Below are 22,484 nucleotides of genomic sequence, written 5' to 3' on the forward strand. Positions count from 1 at the left end.
GCGGCGGGGGGCGTTGTGAGGTAAACTGAGTCTAGCAGATTTTAAGAAAATGAGGGCTTATGTGATGCCGAAACAAGATAATATGCTGGCCATCCTATGGATGCTGAACTCCGGCGTGAAAATAACGGCGAAGCAGCTCGCCGAGAAGCTGGAAATCAACATACGGACCGTGTACCGGTATATTGATGCACTATGTGCCAGCGGAGTCCCGATCATCTCTGACGCGGGTCATAACGGCGGGTATAGCCTGCTGAGTAATGTGATCAGAGCACCGCTGCTATTTGATATGGAAGAGAAGAAGGCGCTGCTTCATGCGGCTCTTTTTGCCAAAGAAGCCGGCTCCCCCATGAGTGAGGCATTGGACAATGCAGCAGCAAAGCTAAGGATGTATTCAAATCAGGAGCAGGAGCAGGTGCTCAGCCGCCATCTGGCCGGCATTGAGGTTATTAACCATAGGGTGCCTGCTTCTGTCCAGCCGGTGCTCGCGGAATTGGAATGGGCGGTAGCCAATGAATGCTCCGTAGAAATCGATTACCGGACAAGCCGGGAAGAACAGCCCAAGAGCAGGGTAATTGACCCGTATGGAGTGGTCTACTGGAATAACAGATGGTACACAGTTGCCTTTTGCCACTTGAAAAAGGAGCTTCGCAGCTTCCGGGCAGACCGGATTCTGGCGATCAAACGTACGGCGGTGAACTTTAAGCGCTCAGAGGATTTTTCGGCCCGTGAAAGCTTCCTGCATAAGCTGCTGCCTGATCTGGCTGGTGCGAAAGGCTTGGTTGCCTTGAGGATCGAAGGCACGGCGGATGCGCTGGACGACCTGTGTATGCACTGGTTTCTGGGGCATCATCTGCAGGAGCGGACAGCGAATCAGGCCATCTTTACCCTTGAGGAGGAGTCCCTTCACAGGTATGTCCCTTCTTTTCTGCTGCCGTATGGGAAGTCCGTTCAAGTAATGGAGCCGCAGAGCTTAAAGGACAGGCTTGTTGCTACCGCAGCGGAGCTAATGGAATATTATCAGCAGTAACAGCTTCACTGACAGCGGATGTCAGTGGAGCTGTTTTATTATGGAGGTAATCAGAGAAGGGGGAATTATTAATGAATCAAACTGTATATTTGTATGTTTTTGACACTATGGCGGACTGGGAAATCGGGTACCTGACTGCCGAGCTGAACTCGGGAAGATACTATAAGAAGGGGCAGGCATCCTCTAAATTAGTCACCGTAGGGCTAGACAAGAAGCCTGTAACTACAATGGGCGGATTAAAAATAATGCCTGACCTCAGCCTGCAGGAGTGCAGCTTTATAAGCGGAGATCTTTTGATTCTGCCGGGTGGAGAGACGTGGACAGAAAGCATTCACGAGCCCGTCCTGCAAGCCGCCGAGAGATGTTTGAAGGAAGATGTTTGGGTTGCGGCGATTTGCGGAGCTACAATGGGGCTGGCCCGGACAGGCCTGCTGGATACCCGTGCTCATACCAGCAACGACCTGGAGTATCTCAAAATGGTCTGCCCGGCATACACAGGCGAACAGCACTATAAACTGCAGCCTGCTGTAACAGACGGGAAGCTGATTACGGCCTCCGGGATAGCTCCGCTGGAGTTTACCGTTCACGTCCTGAGAGCCCTGGATGTATGCTCGGCCCAAACTTTAGAAGCCTGGTATAACCTGTATAAGACTCAGGAGCCTAAGTATTTCTATGAGCTGATGATGAACTAATTTTCGGGCTATGCGGATTGACCAGGTAGTGGAGAACGGATGCTAAGCAGGTGAACTCTTTTATTTTTCTCCTTAAAATGGATTGTAATCTTTAGCCCGATGGGTTAATATGCTAATTATATATATCTTAAAGATACATCTATTTGAGGGGGACTTATGAAAAGAATCAACACCACTCATTTTGCCATACTCGGCCTGCTCCGCATTAAACCCATGAGCGCCTATGAGCTTGTTAAGTTTTCCAAGGAAAGCATTGGCCTGTTCTGGAACGAATCCTATGGTCACATTCACAAAAGCATCAAGCAGCTGGAGCAAGAGGGCTCCGTGTCGGTTGTGGAGGAAGCAGAGACGGGAAGACGTAAAATCGTCTACGGGGTTACTGAGCAGGGTTGTGCCCAGCTGGATTCCTGGTTAGCGCTGCCGCCTGAGGAGTCTGTGATGAGGCATGAATTGCTGATGAAGCTGTTCGTCTCGGATGAACGCCATATTCCGCAGTTGGTTACTTTTATCGAGGAAGAATTAGCTGCGAGTGAGCAGTTAACAGCGGTGCTTGCAGCCATTAAAGCAAGTGTTCCAGGAGGGGGAAGCAAGCAGGCCCAGCTCTGGCTGTTGACGCTCGACTACGGCGAGCGATACCTGCGAATGACCATTGAATGGTGCCGGCATGCGCTGGATACGCTGAACCATCCGGACGGAGGGCCCAAGAATGATTAAAAGACGAGACAGCCTGTTCCCCCTCCTGCTGATCACGATCGTGGTGATTGCCTGCGCTCCGCTCCTGCTGTGGATTAGAAGCCATCCGCCCCTCGCCTTAAAAGCATTCGGCAACACCGCATACAATCTGGAGATCAGCTATCAAATGACGGTATTGTTAGTGGCTGCTATCGTGATCGGCATTGTGTATGGATTAACGGGTAAGGCCGGGCTTGCGTATTTAAACCTCAAAAAGCGGGATGGAACCATCCGGCCTGAACCGTGGATCGGGATTAAGCCAAAAGCTACAGAGACGTGGAGGAACCTGGGTGCTAACTTTGCGGTCGTGATTACGTTAGTGACGGCTGTCGTCATCTACTTCCAGGTGGTTCACGGGGGAAGCATGAACCTGGAGTTATATCCCGGGGTTCTGCTAATTCTTGCTTTTGCGCTAATGAACGCTTTTTCAGAGGAAATCATCTTCCGGTTCTCCTTCGTTGCCGTTGTCAGCCGCTATGGATTCTCTCCGTATGTAGCACAAGGCTTGGGAGCAGTGGTCTTCGGTACCGTTCATTATTTCGGGAATCCGGGCGGAGTGCCAGGTATGCTGATGGCTGCTTTTATCGGCTGGTTCCTGGCCAAATCGATACTGGAGACGCGAGGGTTCTTCTGGGCGCTGGCGATTCATTTCCTGCAGGATGTGATTATTTTTAGTGCTTTGTTTATGAGATAGGCGGCTTAAGCAGGATCGGCGAAATGGAGCGGGGGAACCCGGGCCAGGAAGCTGGTCCTCTTTTTTTATATGAAAAATGTGCTTAATAGGAGTGGAGAAGCCGGGATATGCAATAATATTGACAATCTAGCAAACTGCAGAAATGGAATATTGACCCATGGAAAATAAAGGGTTAGTATTGGTATAAATGGTTTTGAAAGGAAGTGTATACGTTGCTTGAACTCGATGGTATAGCTGCCGATTCACTTGTAGACATGATAAAACTATCATTTTCATGTGAAAACTGGCCAGCCGTAATTGAGGTGTCAGATAAGCTATTCGAAGTAATTGCTATCACCTACGAGACCTCGCATAATATCATCGGGATGTCCCCCAAGCCGTACCTGAACAGAAGCATTGCCTACTATTTCGGATATAGTCTGTTAATGAAGGGGGTGGGGCACCAGAAGACGGGACAATACGCAGAAGCAAGAAGGTGCATTAATCAATACAAGGATCTGAGCTGGATTAAGCATCTGGATGAAGAGGGATATGCGGAAGCGGCTTTTTTCAAGGAAATGGCTGTGGCCAACGGTTATGTCATTGAATTGCTTGAGGGGAACAGCGGAGTTCTGCAGGAGTATGTCCGCTTTCTGCAAACGTTAACGAAGAAGGAAGTATTGAACGGACTGTTAACCGTCCTGGAGTCTGCAATCAAATACAACTACTCTATCGATTGGGTGCTTGAGCTATTCGAGGATCAGATCGAGGAGATCAGCAGCAAAGAGAAGAGAGAAGATGTACGAAGCTATGTGGATTACAAGTACTTACTCGCTACCTATTTATATAGAAGAAATAATATGACCGATGCCTTAAATGGAATACTAGATATTTTACAAATATGTAGTAAACTAGAAGATGAGGCGGGTTTTAGAAAATCTGTCGCCTTCTACGAGCTTATCCGAAACAGGGCTACAGATTCACAGCAAGAGATGTATCAAAGGATTATAAAAAATATCTTAGAGAGGGAGTTTTTTTATGACGAAGAAGATATCCTTGTTGCTGACGACGCTGTTGTTACTTAGTGCAGTTGCTATTGGAGCTTCAGCTAGTGCTGACTCCGCTGCAAAGACAAGCCCTGCGGGCGGTATTACGCTATTTAATCATGGGACTGGGCACTAGAGATAGATTGGTGAAAGACTCCGCGGATGCGGGGTCTTTTTTGGGTATGCAGTATCACAAGTAATTAACGCAAGTAGGCGTTAGATTTTTTTATTGCTTTTACATCAAGATAAGTCTTCTGGCCTCAAACCACTATAAGGAGGAATATCAAGATGCTAAAAAAATTATCGAAAAAGCCTTTTGTCATAACGGGTTCATTACTTTTGTTGATGAGTAGTGCAGGCACAACTTTCGCAGCTTACAGCCATACATTACACCCGACAGTTTGGTCTCCTGGAAGATCAAGTGTCATTTATACTGTTCAATCTACTTTTGATTCGACTACCAAGACACAAATACAATCAGCAATGAACGAATGGAATAGTGCGATACCCTTCAATTTCTTGTATAAGTCAGGTTCAGAAACCTCAGCAAGTAGCCCCACCGCTGATTATATTAATACTTTTATGGAGCCAATTCCTTTTTAGGGCGAAACTATGCCTATATTACTTCCTCAGGTGTAGTGGATGAATCAGATATATTCATTAATGCAAGTAATAATTGGGCTAATTCTGCAATTTCGGGTTACTATGATATCCAGAGTACCTTTACTCATGAACTAGGACACACATTACGAGTAGACCATTCCCCAGTCTATGCTGATACTATGTATGAAGAGGGAATTATAGGTTCCATAGCCCAAAGAGATCTAACAGCCGCAGACAGAGAGGCAGCCCAATACTCTGTATCCAGATGGAGAAACGATTTGTTAAGGCAGGTAGACACTCAAGAATCTGAACATGACCCGAAATCCCAAAGAGTTGTTTTGTCTAGTGGCCAGCTTGTCCAATTTGATAACAACCAGCTTGTCAATGAGTCAGATGTGATTGTAAAAGGAACAGTTCTTTCTCAAAAAGTACAAAAGGATTTTGAAGGATTCCCAGTTACCGATACAATAATTCAGGTTCAAACCACCTATAAGGGTGAACCTGGAGAGACCGTAAATGTAAGAGTTAACGGTGGAGAGATGGAGGATATAATCCTAATTCCCGAAGAGGAAGCAGCCCCATCATTTAACATTGGTGAAGAGGTCATCGTTTTCCTTAGTGCCAACAAAGGGTCAAGACCGGATAAAAACGACTTCGGATATTATGTTGTAGGACAGTCCCAAGGGAAGTTTAGTCTAGATCATTCTTCAAAATCCTTTCATAGAAATAGTAACGAGAGCCAGGTCTTTAATTTCAATGATTTTCAAGAAGAAATTAATCGCATAGAAGAGTACAATAGAACCAATAATGTTCCAAGAATATTCCTTCCAGAAGGTGTCGAAAGCAATATTTAAACTCAGACTTGAAAAGGCAGCCTCTCAAGGCTGCTTTTTAATTTAAGTAACATTTTTACTGTGGGCAACGTTATTGTCTATAACAGAGACGAAGAAGGGGCTGATTAAAAGTGAAATCGCCTTATATTATTCTTGGCAGCTTGCTGTTCCTGTTTCTATCGGCATGTACAAATAGTAATACTGAAGCAAGTTTGTCGAATGGAACCATGACTAATTTACCTACAACCGTTAAAACTGTTGTGTATTCTGAAGTTCAGTTTATTCACTTAGACAAGAATCAGCTTGTTAATGAGGCAGATGCGATTGTAAAAGGTAGAGTTCTCTCCCAAGAAGTGCAGAAAAATTTTGAAGGGTTCCCGGTTACCGATACAACAATCCAAGTTCAAACTGTCTTTAAGGGAGAAGCTGGAGAAACCGTAGAAGTACGGGTAGATGGTGGAGAAACAGATGATATGATCCTTGTCCTCGATGAAGACTACATCCCAAAATTTGAAATTGATGAAGAAGTTATTGTTTTTCTCAGCGCCGATAAAGGAGATAGGCCAGATAAGAACGATTTTGGCTATTACGTGGTAGGACAGTCTCAGGGAAACTTCAGTTTGAAAAACAATTTACAAAATGAATCTATTGAGAATGATGCAAAAACATTGAAATTTGAATTGAACAATTTTCAAGAGGAAATTAATCAGGCTGCTTCTATAAATTAGGAATGGATATTTTTAGTCAGATAAAAGATGTCGATGCATTCCGTGAGATATATTTTCAGTGTTTTTATGAGTTGCGGCGAGGAGACGATAAATGGTTCAAACCATAATTAGCTGTATCTTTTAATAAGGGACTCTGTTTAACAAGAGTCCTTTTCTATTTAATTTTGTGTGATTACCCTTTCTTACTTGAGAGCGTATTTTTTTGCGTTAAGGAAATGAGAAATAGATTTATCATGAAAGAGTGCTGAGGAGTAAACAGATTTTCAATTTATATATCAGTCAGCGCATAATTCCCCAAAATAGATGCTTAAATAAATGTAACGTTAGTTGACTATCTACCTTCTCCCAATAACTCCCCCACAGAAACATCCAGTGCTTTCGCAACAGCCAACACCTCATAATCCTGCACAAGCCGATATTGACCCTCCAAGCGCGACAAACTAGTCGGGCTGATGTCTAACCCGAAGGTTTGCAGCCTAGCGAGGAAATCCTTCTGTTTCATTCGCTTAGCTTTTCGAATAGCTACAACACGGGTCCCGATGATGTTTTTGTCACCTGGGGGCTCTTTGCGATGCTTCATTTCCGGGTCACCTCACAATTTAACCAAATTGTATGCGAGGTAACGGTTGTTTTAATGCGAATATCGAATTAAAATAAAATAAACCGATAAACGCATTAAAATTTCTGTACATCGTCTACAGACATAGCTTTTCCAGGAGGGAGGGGTTGTAATGCAGCATTTGATTCAGAAATATGAAGAGGAGAAGCGCAAGCTGAACGAACTTGGTCAGAGATCACTGGAGCAGGGAGTTCCACTCAGCGGTAATGAGGCGGTTCAAGCTCAGAGTCGTAAGGTAGATGAAATTATTAATCAGATGTATCAAGAAAAGAATCGGTACTCGGGGGCTTGTCGTTTAAACTTCTATGATGGAGGAGATGTGGTGAGCTTTCCGGCATGGTTTGTACTAACGATGCAAGGCAGATTAAATGAGATAACCGCACAGATCGAGTACCAATCTGAGCCCAGACTTGTTTTTGAAGAAGAGAATAAGGCATTTCAGGCTCTGTTTGACTCTATGGACATTGCACGAATGCCTGAGTTTGAGGATTGGGAAGATAAGCTTCAACTGAAGCTCTCCGTTCTATATGAACGTCTATATCTCCAAGGATTAAAGGATGGTATGCAGCTTGCCAATGCCTTTACTGCTCCTTCTGTCCTTTCAGATTAGACAGCGAAATCTAAGCATGCACATACTTTACATTTGGACTGTCACTTCGACAGTCTTTTTCTTATGTATATGTTTGGAAGGGATACATTACCATATTGTCGAATAACCATACATATTGTAAATCCAGGTGATACGAGGTTGTGCTATGTTTAAAGCGCTATGGTCTCTCTTCAAGAAACCTGATACGGAGCCACCCCATCCTGTACGTAAGGCACCAACAGCCAAGGCGAAGCCGAAGGTTACTGCTACAAGAATTGGAGAGCTAGGCGAGCATAAAATCAATATCCAACTGGAACAGCTACCAAAGGAATGTAAATCTTTAAGTGATCTGTTGCTCCCTAATCGGAAGTCTCGTACAGGCTACGCTCAGATTGATCATGTTGTTATTTCCCCGTATTGCTTATTTGTTATTGAGACGAAAAACTACAATGGAGAAATAAAAGGTGGGCGAACGGATCAACAATGGTCAGTGAGTAACCGTTTCAAGATGTATAATCCGCTAAAACAAAATTATGGTCATATCAAGACCATCGAGAGTGTTTTAAAAGGTATAGCCGCGGTGAAATTAGTTTCTATGATTTCATTCACAATGAGATGTCGTTTTAGCATTGATCCGGAGCTGCGGAAAATTCATTCAGATGAACTGGTTGTATATGATGTGGAACTAAGCGAGTACATCTCAAGAAAACTACTAAGTTTGAAAATGGGAGCTCCTGAGCCGCCTATTTCTGCTGCACAGGTCCAAGTGATATATGATTTGCTTGTTCAAGCCAATATTATCGATCCTGAGATTCGTAAGCTTCATGTACAGAGAATAAAGGAGAACATCAAAAAGCATCAGTAAGATACTATCAATGTGCCAAGGGAGTTAACATAAATGATCAAGCAACTACGAAGCTGGTGGAAGGATACAGAGATTCCTAACTTAATTGGTCGCAAAAAAGTGGATTTTTCTATCTTTCGAGATGGCACGCATATTCCCGTTGAGTTTCATCCGGACTTTCTGGAAGCTAATCAAGGTCAACAGCCTAATTTAGGTGAAGGAAGAAAGGCTAAGCTCATCTATAAAGATCGTAACTATGATGCAACACTTATTAAAATTGATCAAGTATCTGCTAGTCGGGAAGCCCTTCAACTTCGCTATAACGGAAACCAGGTGTTGAAGGATTTTCTAATTGAGATGTTCACTCATTCATACTCCTATATCATGGAAGAAAGAGAAAATCAAAAAACAGACGATGCCAAAAGACCACAGGTCGTCGTACCTGAAGATCAAGCTGAATATATTGATTTCTATGCGACAGGAGTACCATTTGAATACCGTTTAGAATTCATTACATATCAGCCAAAGCCTAGCGTATGGTGGGTGAATCAAGGAACTACTATTCAGGCGGAGAAAGAAGAGGGAATTTTGTGGGCGCCCCTCCTGAATACTCAAGGCCGAAAGTTATATCACTGGGAGACCATGAAGGAAGTTAAACAAGGTGATATCATCCTTCATTACTCCAATAAGGCTATTCGATATGTTAGTCAGGTAAGAGATGCCGCAGTAGAAGCACCCAAACCAGGTTCTATGGCAAATACGAGCTGGCAAGAGGAAGGTAGACTGGTTCGGACTATTTATACGGAGCTTAATCCGCCCATTGCACTACAACATTTTAATCAGCAAATTATGCAACTGAATATAACCCAAGGCCCGCTCCATTCAGGAGGCGGAGTGAATCAAGGGTATTTGTTCCGTTTTTCCAGACAAGGACTTAATGTGCTTCAAGCACTTACAACAGAAGTGAATTGGCCGGAGTTTACTATTCTAGATCAAGATGAGACTGCCTCCAGTATGGAGAGTTTGCATGAGGTGATTCCTATTTTGCCGCCATCAGATCCTAATATTCTTACGTATCTCCACCAAATCCAATCCCACATCCGCCGCCAAGGCTTCTTTTTCCCGGAGCATCTTATCGAGAACTTCTACCTCTCGCTAAAAGCCAAGCCCTTTGTCATTCTAGCGGGTATATCGGGTACGGGGAAGACGCGGCTGGTGAAGCTGTTTGCGGAGGCGCTGGGGGCGACGCGGGATAATGGGCAGTTTAGCTTGATTCCGGTACGGCCGGATTGGAGTGATCCAGCGGATCTGCTGGGGTATAAGGATCTGTCGGGCAGGTTCCAGCCAGGTCCGATTACGAAGGTGTTAGTGGATGCGCGGCAGCCGGAGAATCGGCATAAGCCTTATTTTATCTGCCTGGATGAGATGAACTTGGCCCGGGTGGAGCATTATATCAGTGATATGCTGAGTGTGCTGGAGACGCAGGAGTGGCGGGAGGGGGCGATTCAGACGCAGGACCTTATCTCTCCTACCTTGCTGGATACGCCTGACGATCAAGAAACCTATGGTGGCCTTGGCATCCCGGAGAATGTATTCCTGATCGGTACGGTGAATATGGACGAGACGACGCATCCTTTTAGCAAAAAAGTGCTCGACCGCGCCAACACGCTGGAGTTCAATTACATCAATCTGCAGCAGTATCCGCAAGAGACTGGGCAGGAGGCGGGTGATCCCGCTGTGTTTATGAAGCTGAATCATCTGTTTGTCCGCTCGGATTATCTGCAGCTAGTAGACGCCTATGATACTCACAAGGAGCTTGTTGTCCGAACAACGGAGAGACTGGTGAAGATTAATACGCTGCTTGAGGACATTCATGCTCATGTGGGCTTCCGGGTACGGGATGCGATATGTTTTTATATGATTTATAACGACCGTTATGGCCTGATGGACGAAGAAGAAGCGTTCGACTGGCAGCTGCTGCAAAAGATTTTGCCGCGCATTCAAGGAAGCTATTCCTCCGTGCGCCGGGTTCTGCTCAACCTGATGAAGGTCGCGATAGGTAGCGGCGCTGGCATAGCGGTAAATGTGCAGGACCTAACGGAGGATGCTTCTCCGCTCTATACGAGATGGGCTGCCGGACAGAATCCGCCTGGGGTCAAGCATCCGCAAAGTGCGCGTAAATTGGCTTATATGCTGAGGAGGCTGGAGGAAGATGGATTCACCTCATTCTGGCTCTCTTAATCAGGCGGTGGAATTGCTCCGTGTTGAGACGGAGCTTTTTACGCTTTATGTGTCAGGAAGGCCCTTTCATCCTACGGTGGAGGCATTGCAGCTTCATCGTTCTGCCGATCAGGAGTGGGTGAATGCGCAGCTTGGGCTTGTGTGCTCTGAGCGGCTTGGGGATGTGCAGATCAAGGTTTTTTCGCCGGAGACTTACGGGCTGGTGGACTGGCAGCCGGGGGAGACGGTCTTTCCATGCTTTTATGAGACTCAGTCGTATGAGCTGGTGATTGAGAGCAAGACGGAGGTTAAGCTTTCTTTTTACCATGATAATGTGCTGCTGCGGCAGGCGGTTAAGCCACTGGGCGGATCGCTTCTCGCGGGTGTGCTGAACTTTGGCAATGAGGTTGGCCTGACGGAGTGGGAGATCCGGAGTGAGGGGCAGCAGCTGCTGCGGGTGGAGATGGAGATTTTTCCGTCGAAGATGGATTACAAGCTGGATTACCAGAACATTCTGAATGAGGTGAATGCGCAGATTTATAATCTGGCATTCGACTTCCTGCGCCGAACCTACCAGCTAACAGGCCTGCGGGAGACGCAGCATCAGAGCCTTACGGAGTTTTTTACGATCCTACAATATATCTTTAGACAGCTTCTCGATGCCGTTGAGCGGATCAACAAAAATCCTAATTATGCGCTGCTCCAGGATCGCCGGCTGGTGGATGCCAATCGGGTCAAAAAGGCCGGAAGAGAGAATATCCGCGAGCTCGCGAAGCATCCGGAACGGTTAAGGGAAGACATGAACCATGGATTCATCACCATTGGCAATCGGAGCTACGCAGCCACACATCTAATGGAGACGCGGAAGCGCCTCGGCTATGATACGAACGAGAACCGGTTCATCCGCTGGATGCTGGAACGTATTCATGGCAAGCTGAAGGAGCTCAAAACCCGCTGGAAGACGAAAAGCCGGACCGCAGATCCCCTGCTGATCAAAAGGCTGGATTCAATGCTTACGCAGATTGAGCGGGTGCTTAAGATGGATTTTTTGCGTGAGGCTGGGGTGCTGAAGCAGATGTCGGTTACGCTGGTACTGCAGATGGCGCCCGGGTATCGTGAGGTCTATCGCTGTTATCTCATGCTGCTCAAAGGCCTGTCGATCCAAAGTGACCTGTTCCGCCTATCCATGAAAGATGTCGCTCAGCTCTATGAATATTGGTGTTTCCTCAAGCTCAATCAGCTGTGGGGCAGAAGTATAAGCTGGTGAAGCAGGATATTATTAAGGTGAACCGGAACGGGATTTTTGTGACGCTGGACCGCTCGCAGAGCGCAAAGATGGTCTATGAGAACCCGGTGAACGGGGAGCAATTCATCCTGTACTATAATGCGATTCCTGGGACGGACAAGACGCCAACGCTGAGTCAACGCCCGGATAATGTGCTAACCCTGAAGAAGAAGGATGCTGGACAGATCAAGGAGTATAAGTATGTTTTTGATGCTAAATACCGCTTGAATCCTGCGTATGAAGGTACTCCTTACCAAGGAAAGTACGGGCAGCCCGGGCCGGAAGAGGATGACATTAATACGATGCACCGCTATCGGGATGCTATTGTGTATCAGGAGAAAGGCTCAGGGGAATACGAGCGTAGCATGTTCGGTGCGTATGTGTTGTTTCCCTATCCTGACGAGGAGCGGTTCAAGGACCACCGTTTCTATAAAAGCATCGAGCTACTGAACATTGGCGCCCTGCCGTTTCTGCCGAATGCCACAGGCCTGGTCGAGCAATTCCTGGATGAGATTATCCGGGACAGTCCGGAAAAAGCTTATGAGCGGTCCACACGTCCACGCGGCACAAGAGAATATTATGCGGATCAGCTTGCGGGCAAGAATGTGCTAGTCGGTTCTGTCCGGGGGCCGGAGCAGGTGGGGGTGGCGGTTCGAAAAGCTTTTTACCATATGCCGTTAAAGAACCTTGCCAGTCAGAAGAGCCTTACTCAGATCGAATACGTAGCCATGTGCCAATCCCGTAAAAAGTTCATTGATCCTGCAAAAACAGGCATCCACTGGGTAGGAAAGGTAGCGGATTGGAAGGTGCTCCGGCGTAAGGAGATTACGGAAGTCCCTTATCGGCCGGGTACGGAGGAGGAGCTGTATGTGCGCTTTACGGTTGAAGAATGGAAGCCATTGGCCGCTCCTATTGCGCTTGGTGGACAAGGGATTTATACGGTGCTATACACCAGTAAATACATCCTGGACCGAGCCCTGGAGCTTGCCGAGCTCCGTCTGGAAACAGAGGAAGCACTGCGGGAATGGCGGGAGAAGCGCCGCAAGGGCAGAGTGCAGGTGAAGCTGGATCATGAGGAGTATGTGGATTTGGGGCGGGTTGTGGAGGTTAGGAATATTTGAGTTTATGACATTGAAGACAGAGGTGACCGATGCCTATTGAGAGAAGCTTGCCGAATTATTATCAGAGCTTTAGCAAGGAATTAGATGTTACTAAAAATCGGGTGAGAGATATCATCGGAAGTGCTCATTGGATTTCTGATGGAACACACAAAGAGGCTATTTTGCAAGATGTCTTAAAGAGGTTTATCCCTCAGAAGTATTCAATTTCAAGTGGATTTATACTCTCAAATGATGGTGGATCTTGCAGTAAGCAACTGGATATTATTATTTATGATCAGGCCTCCCCATTGCTTTTTAATGGACCTAACTTTGTAATTGTTCCAGATCAATATGTCAGAGCGGTAATAGAAGTGAAAACTAGCTTAAGTGTAGGGACGAAATTGATAGATGCTCTAGAGAATCTTTATACCGTACAATCTATAATGGAACGGGCTTCTGATAATGTTTATTTTGGAATTTTTTCATTTGGTTATCAGGATTATCGTTACATTGGCCCAGCGAATGTCGCACAAAGAGTATTTACGAAAATCAAAGAGTTCTACCAGGATAAAAGGGGGCAGTATGAAGGGACGGACCTGCAATTTTTGCAGACGAGAACTTTAACGTCTTTATGTATGAATGGGCAACTATATGGCTTACATTGGAATGATACAACCCATAGTAATCCTGAATTTGGATTATATGATACTGGAGAGCAATCCTTCAATTATTTTGTGTCCAATTTATTAAACACATTAGATAATAATGCTATTACTCTCTCTAAGCCGTTATGGTTCCCTCAGTCCAAGGAGTCTAGTGTGCTTCTTAAGAAAAGAATTGGGTTCTAATCAAGTGTGTACAATGTCATGAAGACAGTGATGGCTCCCTGATACCAATACAGTGCTGAGAGAATAATCATTTCGTTTTGGATTAATGCAACTGAGATTTTCTTACTTTATGAAATGATATGTGGTATAGTAAAGGCAGAAAAAACGTAGAATACAAAGAGAGCCGTGCGGCTAACACGACTCTCGGAGCAATAGCCGCTTTTAAGGGCGGCGGCTTTCGGAATAGCAGTCATGAAATAGACCGAATCCTTTGGCTAGGGCGGTCTATTTCTTTTTGAGGTAATTTAGCAGCGCGATAATGAACATGCCGAACATGAACATCAGAGACAACGCTTGATAAACCTCCATGGGCTTCACCTGAACGCTTTCGTAGAAAGCGACTTCGTAAGCATATGCTTTTCCGGGAGATTAGCCGACCGCCCATATAAGCCTTTCTATTGATTCTGCGATTATACCATGATTGGAAAATATTGAATATATAATCCCCCCCCCCTCCAAAAAAAAGCTCAAGCGCAGGCTCACACACCTGCCCTAGAGCTTTTTTCTATCCCTCCTTAACTCTCCTCTGGAAATTTTTTCTCCCGTCGTAATACTTCCGCCATGTTCGTTCCGCCCGATTTCAGCGAAGATAGAACCTGTAAGAAGCAGCTTTACCTCTTAGCAAGTTGATAACGCCGGGTGCGTTCATCATACATTTGGTTCTTATCCGGGCGGGCGTAACGAGGCGGGGATCTCAAGAAGGTCCCGCAGTGCCGGCATGTATGTTACGGTATCCTGTACAGCTTGTTTCGGTAGGAATCCCACTTGGGGTTCGATTCCCCAATCGCCTTGGGAGCGATTTATGGTACAGTACTCGATTTCCATCGAGCCACAAATTGAAGCGTATTGAGAATTATGACACCAAGGGGCAGAATTCCAGGCGGCTACGATAAGCGCACTGCGGAAGGGCTTTGTAATCCGTGGATACCGGTAGTGCGGCAGCAGGGGAGGCTTTGGCAAGGACAGAAGGATACGAAGGCTGGCTGAAGCAGGGTTTAGTCTTCAAATCACAATGTCCCCCCCGAACCTCCCGGCAGGCAGCCTACCTCAAACGTGATTCCGCCAAGACCGCAGCGGGATTCTGTCAGCCATGGGTCAATCATGAAGGAGGTACAATTATGTTAAAACCAATCACGATTCAAGCGGACCAGCGCGGTCTGCTCTTTCATAAGGGGAGTTATGTGAAGCGGCTGCTTCCCGGAACCTACCGGTACTTCTCCTGGTCGCAGCATACGGTAGTGGTGCTCAATATTGCCAAACCGTTTAGCGTTGAGGGCAAGGACCTGCAGCTTTTTTTACAGGATGAAGAACTGCTGCAGGAGCTTGATGTGGTACGTGTACAGGATCATGAGATTGTAGTGCACTATGAGGATGGTCAATTTGCGCAGGTGCTGAAGCCGGGTGTGTATGCCTATTGGAACCTGCTGAAAAAGCACACCTTCGTGCATATGGATATCCGGCAGCCGGAGCTCCCGGCCGGGATCGACCGCTCCATTATAGCGAAGCTTACTCCGTATGTGCAGGGCAGTGAAATCGCCAGCTATGAGCTGGGATTCCTGTTCTATGACCATACTCTCCAGCGGGAGCTGGCGCCTGGTAAGTATTACTTCTGGAAGGGGCCGGTCTCGGTGGTGGTGAAGACGGTCGATCTGAGACAGCAGCAGATGGATCTGATCGGCCAGGAGATGATGACCGAAGATAAGGTTACGCTGCGCCTGAACTTTGTATGCCAGTATAAGATTGTGAATCCGCAGCGTGTGCTGGAGCTGAAGGCTTTTGACGAGCAGATCCACATCCAGCTGCAGCTGCTGCTCCGGGAATATGTCGGGACGCTGAAATTGGATGACCTGCTGAAGCGGAAAGAGGATGTTGCCTCCTTCATCCTGTCCCGTATCCAGGAGAAAGAAGAAGCGTTCGGGGTACGCTTCCTGGGGGCTGGCGTGAAAGATGTCATTCTGCCAGGGGAAATGAAGGACATCCTGAACACCGTCCTGCTCGCCGAGAAGAAGGCGCAGGCGAACCTGATCACCCGGCGGGAAGAGACGGCTTCGACCCGAAGCCTGCTCAATACGGCGAAGCTGATGGATGAGAATCAGACGCTGTTCCGGCTGAAGGAGCTGGAATTCCTCGAGAAGATCTGCGACAAAATCGGCTCCATCTCTGTAACCGGCGGCGGTGACCTCCTGGAGCGGTTAAGCTCGCTAATCAGCGTTAATAAGTAGACCGCTACCTGGCGGTCTATTTTTTGCAGATAGACAGGGGGCAGTGCATCGGTTGAGTCTGGTATTTTGCAAACAGTTAATAACATAGATACTATAGAAGTAAGTTTTTATTGCCAATTAAGCCAAGCCCAAGGAGTGACAGCATGGACAAGAAAGCGAAAAAGATTCTAATGAACACCTTCTGGACTTCAACCGGCTGGAGGGGCACTCCGGGTGCGTTTGCCGGTGAGGATTTCGAATATGCCAAGAGCCATGGACTGATGTTCGATCCTGTAACCATTACTCACGATGAGATCATCTTACGGCTGCATGAGCTGCATCAGACGATTACCAAGGAGCGGGTAGCTGCCGCTTTTTTGCATAGTCTCTCTACGAAAAAAGTCCATCTGCGCAGTGCCTTCTCAAGCTGGGCGCTGACTTCCCGTCTACCTGTGCATACCTATGAGCAGCGGAGTGTGGTGCGGCCGAATTACAGCAGCTGTGGGGATTGCAATTATCATGGATTAATGTCGGACATGGACTATAACAATAAGGATTTGAATGTGCTGAATTTCGAACGGGTCAAGTGGGGCGGGATTCGCCTGAACTGGCTTTTATATTGCTGGCTGGATCTTGAATTATTCAGTAAGGAAGCCCCTTTGGAGAGTACTGCTGAGGATGCTGCCATACTCACCGGAATGCTCGAAGCGGTTCAGAATTGTGCTGACCATGACAGTGCGCGGATGCTGGAGAAGCGATGGAAGGACGTGGTTCCCTCCAGCAAGAATGAACGGGATGTGCTGATGGAGATCTGGGGCTATGCCGGAATACTGGTTCCTGGGGATACACCCCGGAAGCGCGGAGGCGGGAGCTCGGATTACAACTCCATGGCGGTGTGGCAGGGGGATGACGGGTACTCTCAGGAGGCGGTAGAGTTTTATTTTGGTGCGTTTATGTAAATGCACTGTGGTAGAAGATAAGAAGTACCGGTGTTAAGACCCTTCCTTGGATTGGAGGGGTCTTTCGTATGAAATTATGGCTAATAGAACTTCACATTTCTGCCGAAATATAGGTATATAGTATCACTGTACGTTTTCTCTTAGATGTATATCATCTACCGGAAATCATGGAGGGGCCCGTCATGACGTTATCTTATATTTATTCATTGATTTTATTTATTGGCTTCGCCATTTATTTCATTCTGGGGATGTATATCCTGTCCCTTAATACCGGCAGCAAGCTGAACCGGCTCTATTGTCTGGCCTGCCTGTCTCTTTCCATCTGGTCCTTTTGTTTTTCGATTACCAATTCTGCACCGGATTATGAGACGGCTATTCTTTGGCGCAGACTGGCTTCACTCGGCTACGGCACTGTGTATAGCTTACTGCTGCATTTTTTTCTGATTCTGACCGAAAGAACGGCAATGCTGAAAAAGAAATGGATTTATGTGCTTCTGTATCTTCCGGCCGCGGTGAACGTTTTTGCATTTGGTTATTGCGATTCTGCAAAGGAACAGTACAAGCTAATCTATACGTCAACCGGATGGGTTAACATTTCCGCCCGCGGCTGGGGGGATGTATATTTTAACCTGTACTATATTTGCTTTACCACTGCGGGTCTGCTGCTGCTCTGGAATTGGGCAAGAAGGTCGAAGGACCCGGTTAAGAAAAAGCAGGGCTATCTCTTCATGCTGTCCTATAGCCTGGCCATGATAATAGGTACTCTAACAGACGTAATTATGAATACATACGCATCTGTTAAAATACCTCAGCTGGCGCCGGTCATTGTGCTGCTCCCGACAACGGCAATGTTCTATGCGATCAGGCGGTATGGGCTCATGGGGCTGGGCAAGAACGGAAGAGCTGAGCCTGGCAAAATTTTAAGCGATGTCAACATGGACCGGTTTATTAAAATTATGTCTTTTGTCTACGTGTTCGGCGGAATGCTGAATTTCGCTTCGCAGTACTTTTTTAATCAGCAGGCCCCGCGGTTCAGTTCTATTCTGTTATTTAGTCTGTTCTTCTTTGTCACAGGCTTAGTATTGACGGTTATTAAATATGTACCGGTTAGAGCGGATGTAAAGGAATACGTTTTCATTATCATCATGCTGGGCTCAATCCTGCTGATTGCCCTCAGCTATATCGAAACTGCAAGTGTTACCGCATGGGCGGCTCCGTTCATTGTTGTGATGCTGTCGGTTTTGTTCAATAAGCGGCTAATGATCCTTTGGATAGGGGTACCCATGCTGCTTACGCAAATCTATATTTGGTTGAGGATGCCGGAGGCGATGGTCCAGGTAGATGGTTCGGATTATCTGGCCAGAATCGGTATTCTGGGCATCACGCTTTGGCTGGCCTATTTTGTTAACCGGGTCTATATCCAGCGTCTTGAGGACATCAGCTACATGGCGTATTATGATGCTCTGACGGGGTCGCCGAACCATACGCTGTTCAAGAATAAGCTGGAAGAGAGTATCCAGTCCGCCGGGGGGACCGGCAAGCCAATTGGTGTGCTTTTTATTGATCTGGATTCTTTTAAAAATGTGAATGACACGATAGGACATCTCGGCGGAGATGAGATGCTGAAAGAGGTGACTGGCAGAATAGCCGGGTGTTTGCGTGAACAGGATATGGTGTCCCGTTTTGGCGGCGATGAATTTCTGATCAAACTGGCCGGGATAGAGCGGGTAGAAGACATCAGTGCTATTGCTGAAACTATTATTCAAGCGATTGCGCGGCCCGTGATTGTCAAAGGCCAGGAGTTTTTTATTACGGCCAGCGCAGGGATCGCGGTCTACCCCCGGGATGGAGAAAGTACAGAAGAGCTGATCCGGAATGCCGATCTGGCGATGTACGCAGCCAAAGAAAAAGGCAAAAACCAGTACGCCCTATGCTCATCAGCCATGAAGCAGGAGGTATTGGAGAAAACACTGCTTACGAACAGCCTGTACCGGGCCCTGGAGCGAAATGAGCTTGTTCTACACTACCAGCCGCAGGTGAGTGTGCAGACCAAAGAAATCGTGGGTCTGGAAGCGCTGGTCCGCTGGAATAACCCGGAGCTGGGCATGATCTCCCCGGCGGTCTTTATACCCTTGGCTGAGCAGAACGGGCTGATTCTTCCCATCGGCAAGTGGGTGCTTGAGACCGCATGCCGGCAGATGAAGGAGTGGCAGGCGCTGGGGGTGCAGGGGATACGCATGGCAGTGAACCTGTCGATGGTCCAGTTCCAGGACCGGAACCTGCTCAGCATCGTTGAGCGGACACTCAGTGAGACAGGCCTTAAGCCGGAGTGCCTGGAACTCGAGGTCACTGAAGGTGCTGCCGCCGACGGAGATGACTATATTATTGAGGTGCTTCATGCCCTTAAGGAGCTGGGCGTCAGCATCTCCATTGATGATTTTGGTTCAGGGTATTCCTCTTTAAGCAGATTAAAGACTTTGCCCGTAGACCGGATCAAAATTGACATGCAGTTTGTTCGCGGCATTTCCACAGGCAATGACGATGAGGCTATAGCCAAGACGATCATTCAGCTGGCCAAAAACCTGAAGCTTCAGGTCATTGCCGAGGGTGTTGAAACCGGGGAGCAATTTGCCTTTTTTGACAAGAATAAGTGCGATGAGATTCAAGGGTACTTCTTTTATAAGCCGATGCCTGCGTCAGAAATAGAGTCTATTTTGTTAGAAACGAAGCCTCTTCCTGCTTCATAACAGCCGCTGATGCCATCCTCTGATTTTTTAACATATATACTCAAATATAGATAATTACTGAAAACTATTTCATCCATTTCTATTCCGTGTATACTTATAGCTGGGAGGTGAGCCGGATTAACAGATTTCGGCTGAGAAGGATATGCGGTCTACTGAGAATATAGTTTAGGAGGGAACACGTTGAAGAAAATTATAAAAGCGTTTTCTTTGGTGATGGCATTCTTTCTGTTACATACGATTGCAATACCGGCACCTGCAGTGAGCGCAGATAGCGCAAGCCTGGTTGCATTGGAGGAGCTGACGCAGTTAAACAGCGATGATCTGCTGGATACCCTGCTTGAGAACGGGCTCCAGCTGCCTGAAGGCCTGGAAAATGATGGATACACGCGTAATGCGGTAAAAGACGTTGTAACGGATATTGAGCGCGGGATCACAACGGCCGACCACATCCCGTATAATTACACGATGCTGGTGGAGCTGGCTGAGAATATATTGAAAATCTCCGGTGAACCCGGCGTTTCTGCAAGAAGCTTTGCTGCTGTGGCCAGTTATACGCTTCAGGATAGTACAGTAATCGGAGCCTGGTCGGACAACTACAGATACTATAATTGTTACGGGTATGCCATAGGCAACCAAGTGTATAAAGACCCCGGCTATCACTCCGGGAAAAGCTTTTCCTTAAGCATGGGTGTATCGGAAATAGCGGATTTGACGGTCAGTGACCTGGATGCTCTAGGCTATTGGGGATACAAGACAACGACGAAGCCGTCTTCTCTGGCATATTACCAGCGGGTAGTTGCGGTCCGTAAGGGAAGCAATGACTATCATTTTATGAAAGGCGACACTTCGGGCAGTGACTGGACGCATAAACCGGCGGGAAACAGCCCGATGCGCTGGAATTATACTTCTCCGGGTTATAAAGTGTGGACTAATGAGAGCTCCTACCAGAACGTTAACTATGCAGCGACCACCAGCTATACCAGCACTATTTACTACATTATTTACTGGGCTAAAAATGGCCCCGGCCCGCAGCCTACCAAAAAAATTCAGCCTGCAGTATAAAGGGAACAGGGGATGCTATCCGGCGTCCCTTTTTTTGTGCCCGTTTAAGTTTGGCTAAAGGTATAGGGAGTATTCTTTGTGTAAGACAGGAAGCAATAATGTTTTTTCAAAAAGACGATTGCAGCCGATTATACAAGGAGTGTTCATTTATGAAAAACAACAGTCTTATCAGCATAAAAGCCATAACGTTTGCCGCGTTACTGAGTTTATCCGTCATGGGATGCTCGAATGCGCAGAACAGCAGCGCAGCAGTTGTTACAAGTACACAAGCAGCGGCTACGCAGGCGGCAGGCACTACCGCTTCATCCTGGACAACCTCATCAACGGAAGCTGCCACAACCACCACCACAATTTCTACTGACACAACGGCCTTATTCAGTGACCGGGATCTGGAACAGACTGCGGATCTGACAGCTGCAACACAGATGAACCTGGAAAGCAATCAGGATGTGACCCTGAGCGAGGAAGGCGTATATGTCTTAAGCGGTGATGTGGACAATGTGACGGTAACCGTAGAAGCTGCTGAAGAAGCAAAGGTTCAAATCGTCCTGGACGGTGTTAGCATAACCAATACGGATTCACCTGCCATTTATGTAAAAGCAGCGGATAAAGTATTCGTTACTTCTACTGACAGTGAGAACCATATGGAGGTTACCGGAAGCTATGTGGCGGATGGGGAGACCAATCTGGATGCGGTGATTTTCTCCAGAGCCGATGTGACCCTGAATGGAACTGGAAGTCTGGACATTGTGTCGGCTCAAGGCAATGGCATTTCTTCCAAGGATGATCTCAAAATTACCGGCGGCGTGTATACCATAAAGTCCTCTGCAGATGCACTGGAAGCGGGCGATGCCATTCTGATCAACGACGGAACGGTTACGATTGATACGGGTAAGGATGCGCTGCATAGCGAAAATGAAGAGGACACCACCCTGGGGAATATCTATATCGAAGGCGGCACTTTAAACATCAAGGCTGCGGATGATGCCATTACGGCTAACAACCTTGTGCAGATCGATGGCGGCACTATTAATATTGAGACCGCTGTGGAAGGTATCGAGGGCAATAATATCATTGTGAATGACGGCCAGATCACACTGTATGCAACGGATGACGGGATCAATGCTTCGCCAAAAGTGAACGATAATGCATCGATTGAAGTCAACGGCGGTGCGATTAAAGTGAGCATGGGCAGCGGGGATACGGATGCTTTTGACTCGAACGGTAATCTTTATATTAATGGCGGAGTTATTGATGTAGAAGCTACTTCCGCTTTTGATGCGGATGGTACAGCTGAATTGAACGGCGGCACGGTCACGGTTAACGGCGAGCAGATTACTGAAATTACCGTGTCACGCGGAGGCGGTGGCGGAGGCGGATTCCGTGGCGGTGCCGGCGGCGGTGGCGGGATGGGGCATTAATTGGGGAGAGTATAGCAAAAGCCGCTTTTAAGGGCAGAGGCTTAAAGGGTTATCCATCGAAATAGGACCGCTACCTTTTGATATGATCCCCCTATAGTAGACAGAAAAAAGCAAGCCGTTTAATCTGTCTACTATGGAGGGGATTTTTTTATGGGCGAAATGAGAAGAACGTACGATGAGAAGTTCAAGAAAAAGGCAGTTGACCTCTATCTCAAA

22 protein-coding genes are annotated in these 22,484 nt (G+C 47.0%); 19 read left to right on the plus strand and 3 right to left on the minus strand.

Going from position 1 to position 22,484, the window contains the following annotated elements; translation table 11 throughout:
• Positions 1 to 64: 64 nt before the first annotated feature.
• The 8 genes from AWJ19_RS05530 to AWJ19_RS05560 all read left to right on the plus strand — a co-directional run bounded on the left by AWJ19_RS05530 (position 65) and on the right by AWJ19_RS05560 (position 6,334).
• Complete coding sequence (locus AWJ19_RS05530; protein ID WP_068722062.1) at positions 65 to 1,027, plus strand: YafY family protein; 963 nt, start codon at positions 65 to 67, stop codon at positions 1,025 to 1,027.
• A gap of 71 nt (positions 1,028 to 1,098) precedes the next feature.
• Positions 1,099 to 1,719 carry a type 1 glutamine amidotransferase family protein gene (locus tag AWJ19_RS05535; RefSeq protein ID WP_068722063.1) on the plus strand — a complete coding sequence of 207 codons (621 nt, stop codon included), beginning with the start codon at positions 1,099 to 1,101 and terminating at the stop codon, positions 1,717 to 1,719.
• A gap of 156 nt (positions 1,720 to 1,875) precedes the next feature.
• On the plus strand, positions 1,876 to 2,433 hold the full coding sequence (locus AWJ19_RS05540; RefSeq protein WP_068722064.1) for a PadR family transcriptional regulator: 558 nt from the start codon (positions 1,876 to 1,878) through the stop codon (positions 2,431 to 2,433).
• Positions 2,426 to 3,145, plus strand: a complete 720-nt coding sequence (locus tag AWJ19_RS05545; RefSeq protein WP_068722065.1) for a CPBP family intramembrane glutamic endopeptidase — start codon at positions 2,426 to 2,428, stop codon at positions 3,143 to 3,145. Before AWJ19_RS05540 ends, AWJ19_RS05545 begins: the two co-directional genes overlap by 8 nt.
• Before the next feature lie 212 nt (positions 3,146 to 3,357).
• Positions 3,358 to 4,209, plus strand: a complete 852-nt coding sequence (locus AWJ19_RS05550; protein ID WP_068722066.1) for a hypothetical protein — start codon at positions 3,358 to 3,360, stop codon at positions 4,207 to 4,209.
• 249 nt (positions 4,210 to 4,458) lie between these two features.
• The gene (locus AWJ19_RS34575; RefSeq protein ID WP_128083509.1) at positions 4,459 to 4,773 is read left to right on the plus strand and encodes a hypothetical protein; all 315 of its coding nucleotides are present in this window, start codon (positions 4,459 to 4,461) and stop codon (positions 4,771 to 4,773) included.
• Between the two features lie 35 nt (positions 4,774 to 4,808).
• The gene (locus AWJ19_RS05555; protein ID WP_128083510.1) at positions 4,809 to 5,627 is read left to right on the plus strand and encodes a hypothetical protein; all 819 of its coding nucleotides are present in this window, start codon (positions 4,809 to 4,811) and stop codon (positions 5,625 to 5,627) included.
• Positions 5,628 to 5,737: 110 nt separating this feature from the next.
• On the plus strand, positions 5,738 to 6,334 hold the full coding sequence (locus AWJ19_RS05560; protein ID WP_068722068.1) for a hypothetical protein: 597 nt from the start codon (positions 5,738 to 5,740) through the stop codon (positions 6,332 to 6,334).
• Positions 6,335 to 6,665: 331 nt separating this feature from the next.
• Here AWJ19_RS05560 and AWJ19_RS05565 read toward each other — a convergent pair whose 3' ends face one another.
• Positions 6,666 to 6,914 (minus strand): helix-turn-helix transcriptional regulator, encoded by a 249-nt coding sequence (locus AWJ19_RS05565; RefSeq protein WP_068722069.1) that lies wholly within the window; start codon positions 6,912 to 6,914, stop codon positions 6,666 to 6,668.
• A gap of 151 nt (positions 6,915 to 7,065) precedes the next feature.
• Here AWJ19_RS05565 and AWJ19_RS05570 point away from each other — a divergent pair, with 151 nt between their 5' ends.
• The 6 genes from AWJ19_RS05570 (at position 7,066) to AWJ19_RS05590 (ending at position 13,839) form a co-directional block, all read left to right on the plus strand.
• A complete protein-coding gene (locus tag AWJ19_RS05570; protein ID WP_068722070.1) occupies positions 7,066 to 7,563 on the plus strand; it encodes a hypothetical protein in 498 nt (165 codons plus the stop codon).
• A 145-nt stretch (positions 7,564 to 7,708) separates the two neighbouring features.
• The gene (locus AWJ19_RS05575) at positions 7,709 to 8,407 is read left to right on the plus strand and encodes a nuclease-related domain-containing protein (protein WP_068722071.1); all 699 of its coding nucleotides are present in this window, start codon (positions 7,709 to 7,711) and stop codon (positions 8,405 to 8,407) included.
• A 33-nt stretch (positions 8,408 to 8,440) separates the two neighbouring features.
• Positions 8,441 to 10,627: an AAA family ATPase gene (locus AWJ19_RS05580; RefSeq protein ID WP_068722072.1), complete on the plus strand. Its 2,187-nt coding sequence runs from the start codon at positions 8,441 to 8,443 to the stop codon at positions 10,625 to 10,627.
• A complete protein-coding gene (locus tag AWJ19_RS37180; protein WP_277815780.1) occupies positions 10,599 to 11,873 on the plus strand; it encodes a DUF2357 domain-containing protein in 1,275 nt (424 codons plus the stop codon). The genes AWJ19_RS05580 and AWJ19_RS37180 overlap by 29 nt, the downstream gene beginning before the upstream one ends.
• Entirely contained in the window at positions 11,870 to 13,012 is a 1,143-nt protein-coding gene (locus AWJ19_RS37185) for a nuclease domain-containing protein (protein WP_277815781.1), read from the plus strand. The genes AWJ19_RS37180 and AWJ19_RS37185 overlap by 4 nt, the downstream gene beginning before the upstream one ends.
• Positions 13,013 to 13,041: 29 nt before the next feature.
• Complete coding sequence (locus AWJ19_RS05590; RefSeq protein ID WP_068722073.1) at positions 13,042 to 13,839, plus strand: DUF6602 domain-containing protein; 798 nt, start codon at positions 13,042 to 13,044, stop codon at positions 13,837 to 13,839.
• A 264-nt stretch (positions 13,840 to 14,103) separates the two neighbouring features.
• Here the strand turns inward: AWJ19_RS05590 and AWJ19_RS37190 are convergent, their stop codons facing one another.
• Positions 14,104 to 14,187 (minus strand): putative holin-like toxin, encoded by an 84-nt coding sequence (locus AWJ19_RS37190; protein ID WP_219214875.1) that lies wholly within the window; start codon positions 14,185 to 14,187, stop codon positions 14,104 to 14,106.
• An 809-nt stretch (positions 14,188 to 14,996) separates the two neighbouring features.
• On the opposite strand from AWJ19_RS37190, the gene AWJ19_RS05595 reads away from it, so the two are divergent.
• The 5 genes from AWJ19_RS05595 to AWJ19_RS05615 all read left to right on the plus strand — a co-directional run bounded on the left by AWJ19_RS05595 (position 14,997) and on the right by AWJ19_RS05615 (position 22,268).
• Positions 14,997 to 16,100: a slipin family protein gene (locus tag AWJ19_RS05595; protein WP_068722074.1), complete on the plus strand. Its 1,104-nt coding sequence runs from the start codon at positions 14,997 to 14,999 to the stop codon at positions 16,098 to 16,100.
• A gap of 143 nt (positions 16,101 to 16,243) precedes the next feature.
• The gene (locus AWJ19_RS05600; RefSeq protein ID WP_068722075.1) at positions 16,244 to 17,038 is read left to right on the plus strand and encodes a hypothetical protein; all 795 of its coding nucleotides are present in this window, start codon (positions 16,244 to 16,246) and stop codon (positions 17,036 to 17,038) included.
• A 182-nt stretch (positions 17,039 to 17,220) separates the two neighbouring features.
• Entirely contained in the window at positions 17,221 to 19,785 is a 2,565-nt protein-coding gene (locus AWJ19_RS05605) for an EAL domain-containing protein (protein WP_068722076.1), read from the plus strand.
• A 180-nt stretch (positions 19,786 to 19,965) separates the two neighbouring features.
• Positions 19,966 to 20,847: a hypothetical protein gene (locus AWJ19_RS05610; protein WP_068722077.1), complete on the plus strand. Its 882-nt coding sequence runs from the start codon at positions 19,966 to 19,968 to the stop codon at positions 20,845 to 20,847.
• Between the two features lie 149 nt (positions 20,848 to 20,996).
• Positions 20,997 to 22,268: a carbohydrate-binding domain-containing protein gene (locus AWJ19_RS05615; protein ID WP_068722078.1), complete on the plus strand. Its 1,272-nt coding sequence runs from the start codon at positions 20,997 to 20,999 to the stop codon at positions 22,266 to 22,268.
• 27 nt (positions 22,269 to 22,295) lie between these two features.
• Here AWJ19_RS05615 and AWJ19_RS36115 read toward each other — a convergent pair.
• Positions 22,296 to 22,484, minus strand: a 189-nt coding sequence (locus AWJ19_RS36115) for a hypothetical protein (protein ID WP_206744045.1), incomplete at its 5' end; no start/stop codon positions are given.

Source organism: Paenibacillus sp. DMB5, from assembly GCF_001517085.1.
Classification (GTDB): domain Bacteria; phylum Bacillota; class Bacilli; order Paenibacillales; family Paenibacillaceae; genus Paenibacillus_AQ.

Coding starts and splice junctions, on each gene's coding strand:
- AWJ19_RS05530 (WP_068722062.1), top strand. CDS start 65: ATGCCGAAACAAGATAATATGCTGGCCATCCTATGGATGCTGAACTCC.
- AWJ19_RS05535 (WP_068722063.1), top strand. CDS start 1,099: ATGAATCAAACTGTATATTTGTATGTTTTTGACACTATGGCGGACTGG.
- AWJ19_RS05540 (WP_068722064.1), top strand. CDS start 1,876: ATGAAAAGAATCAACACCACTCATTTTGCCATACTCGGCCTGCTCCGC.
- AWJ19_RS05545 (WP_068722065.1), top strand. CDS start 2,426: ATGATTAAAAGACGAGACAGCCTGTTCCCCCTCCTGCTGATCACGATC.
- AWJ19_RS34575 (WP_128083509.1), top strand. CDS start 4,459: ATGCTAAAAAAATTATCGAAAAAGCCTTTTGTCATAACGGGTTCATTA.
- AWJ19_RS05565 (WP_068722069.1), bottom strand. CDS start 6,914: ATGAAGCATCGCAAAGAGCCCCCAGGTGACAAAAACATCATCGGGACC.
- AWJ19_RS05570 (WP_068722070.1), top strand. CDS start 7,066: ATGCAGCATTTGATTCAGAAATATGAAGAGGAGAAGCGCAAGCTGAAC.
- AWJ19_RS05575 (WP_068722071.1), top strand. CDS start 7,709: ATGTTTAAAGCGCTATGGTCTCTCTTCAAGAAACCTGATACGGAGCCA.
- AWJ19_RS05580 (WP_068722072.1), top strand. CDS start 8,441: ATGATCAAGCAACTACGAAGCTGGTGGAAGGATACAGAGATTCCTAAC.
- AWJ19_RS37180 (WP_277815780.1), top strand. CDS start 10,599: ATGGATTCACCTCATTCTGGCTCTCTTAATCAGGCGGTGGAATTGCTC.
- AWJ19_RS05590 (WP_068722073.1), top strand. CDS start 13,042: ATGCCTATTGAGAGAAGCTTGCCGAATTATTATCAGAGCTTTAGCAAG.
- AWJ19_RS37190 (WP_219214875.1), bottom strand. CDS start 14,187: ATGGAGGTTTATCAAGCGTTGTCTCTGATGTTCATGTTCGGCATGTTC.
- AWJ19_RS05595 (WP_068722074.1), top strand. CDS start 14,997: ATGTTAAAACCAATCACGATTCAAGCGGACCAGCGCGGTCTGCTCTTT.
- AWJ19_RS05600 (WP_068722075.1), top strand. CDS start 16,244: ATGGACAAGAAAGCGAAAAAGATTCTAATGAACACCTTCTGGACTTCA.
- AWJ19_RS05605 (WP_068722076.1), top strand. CDS start 17,221: ATGACGTTATCTTATATTTATTCATTGATTTTATTTATTGGCTTCGCC.
- AWJ19_RS05615 (WP_068722078.1), top strand. CDS start 20,997: ATGAAAAACAACAGTCTTATCAGCATAAAAGCCATAACGTTTGCCGCG.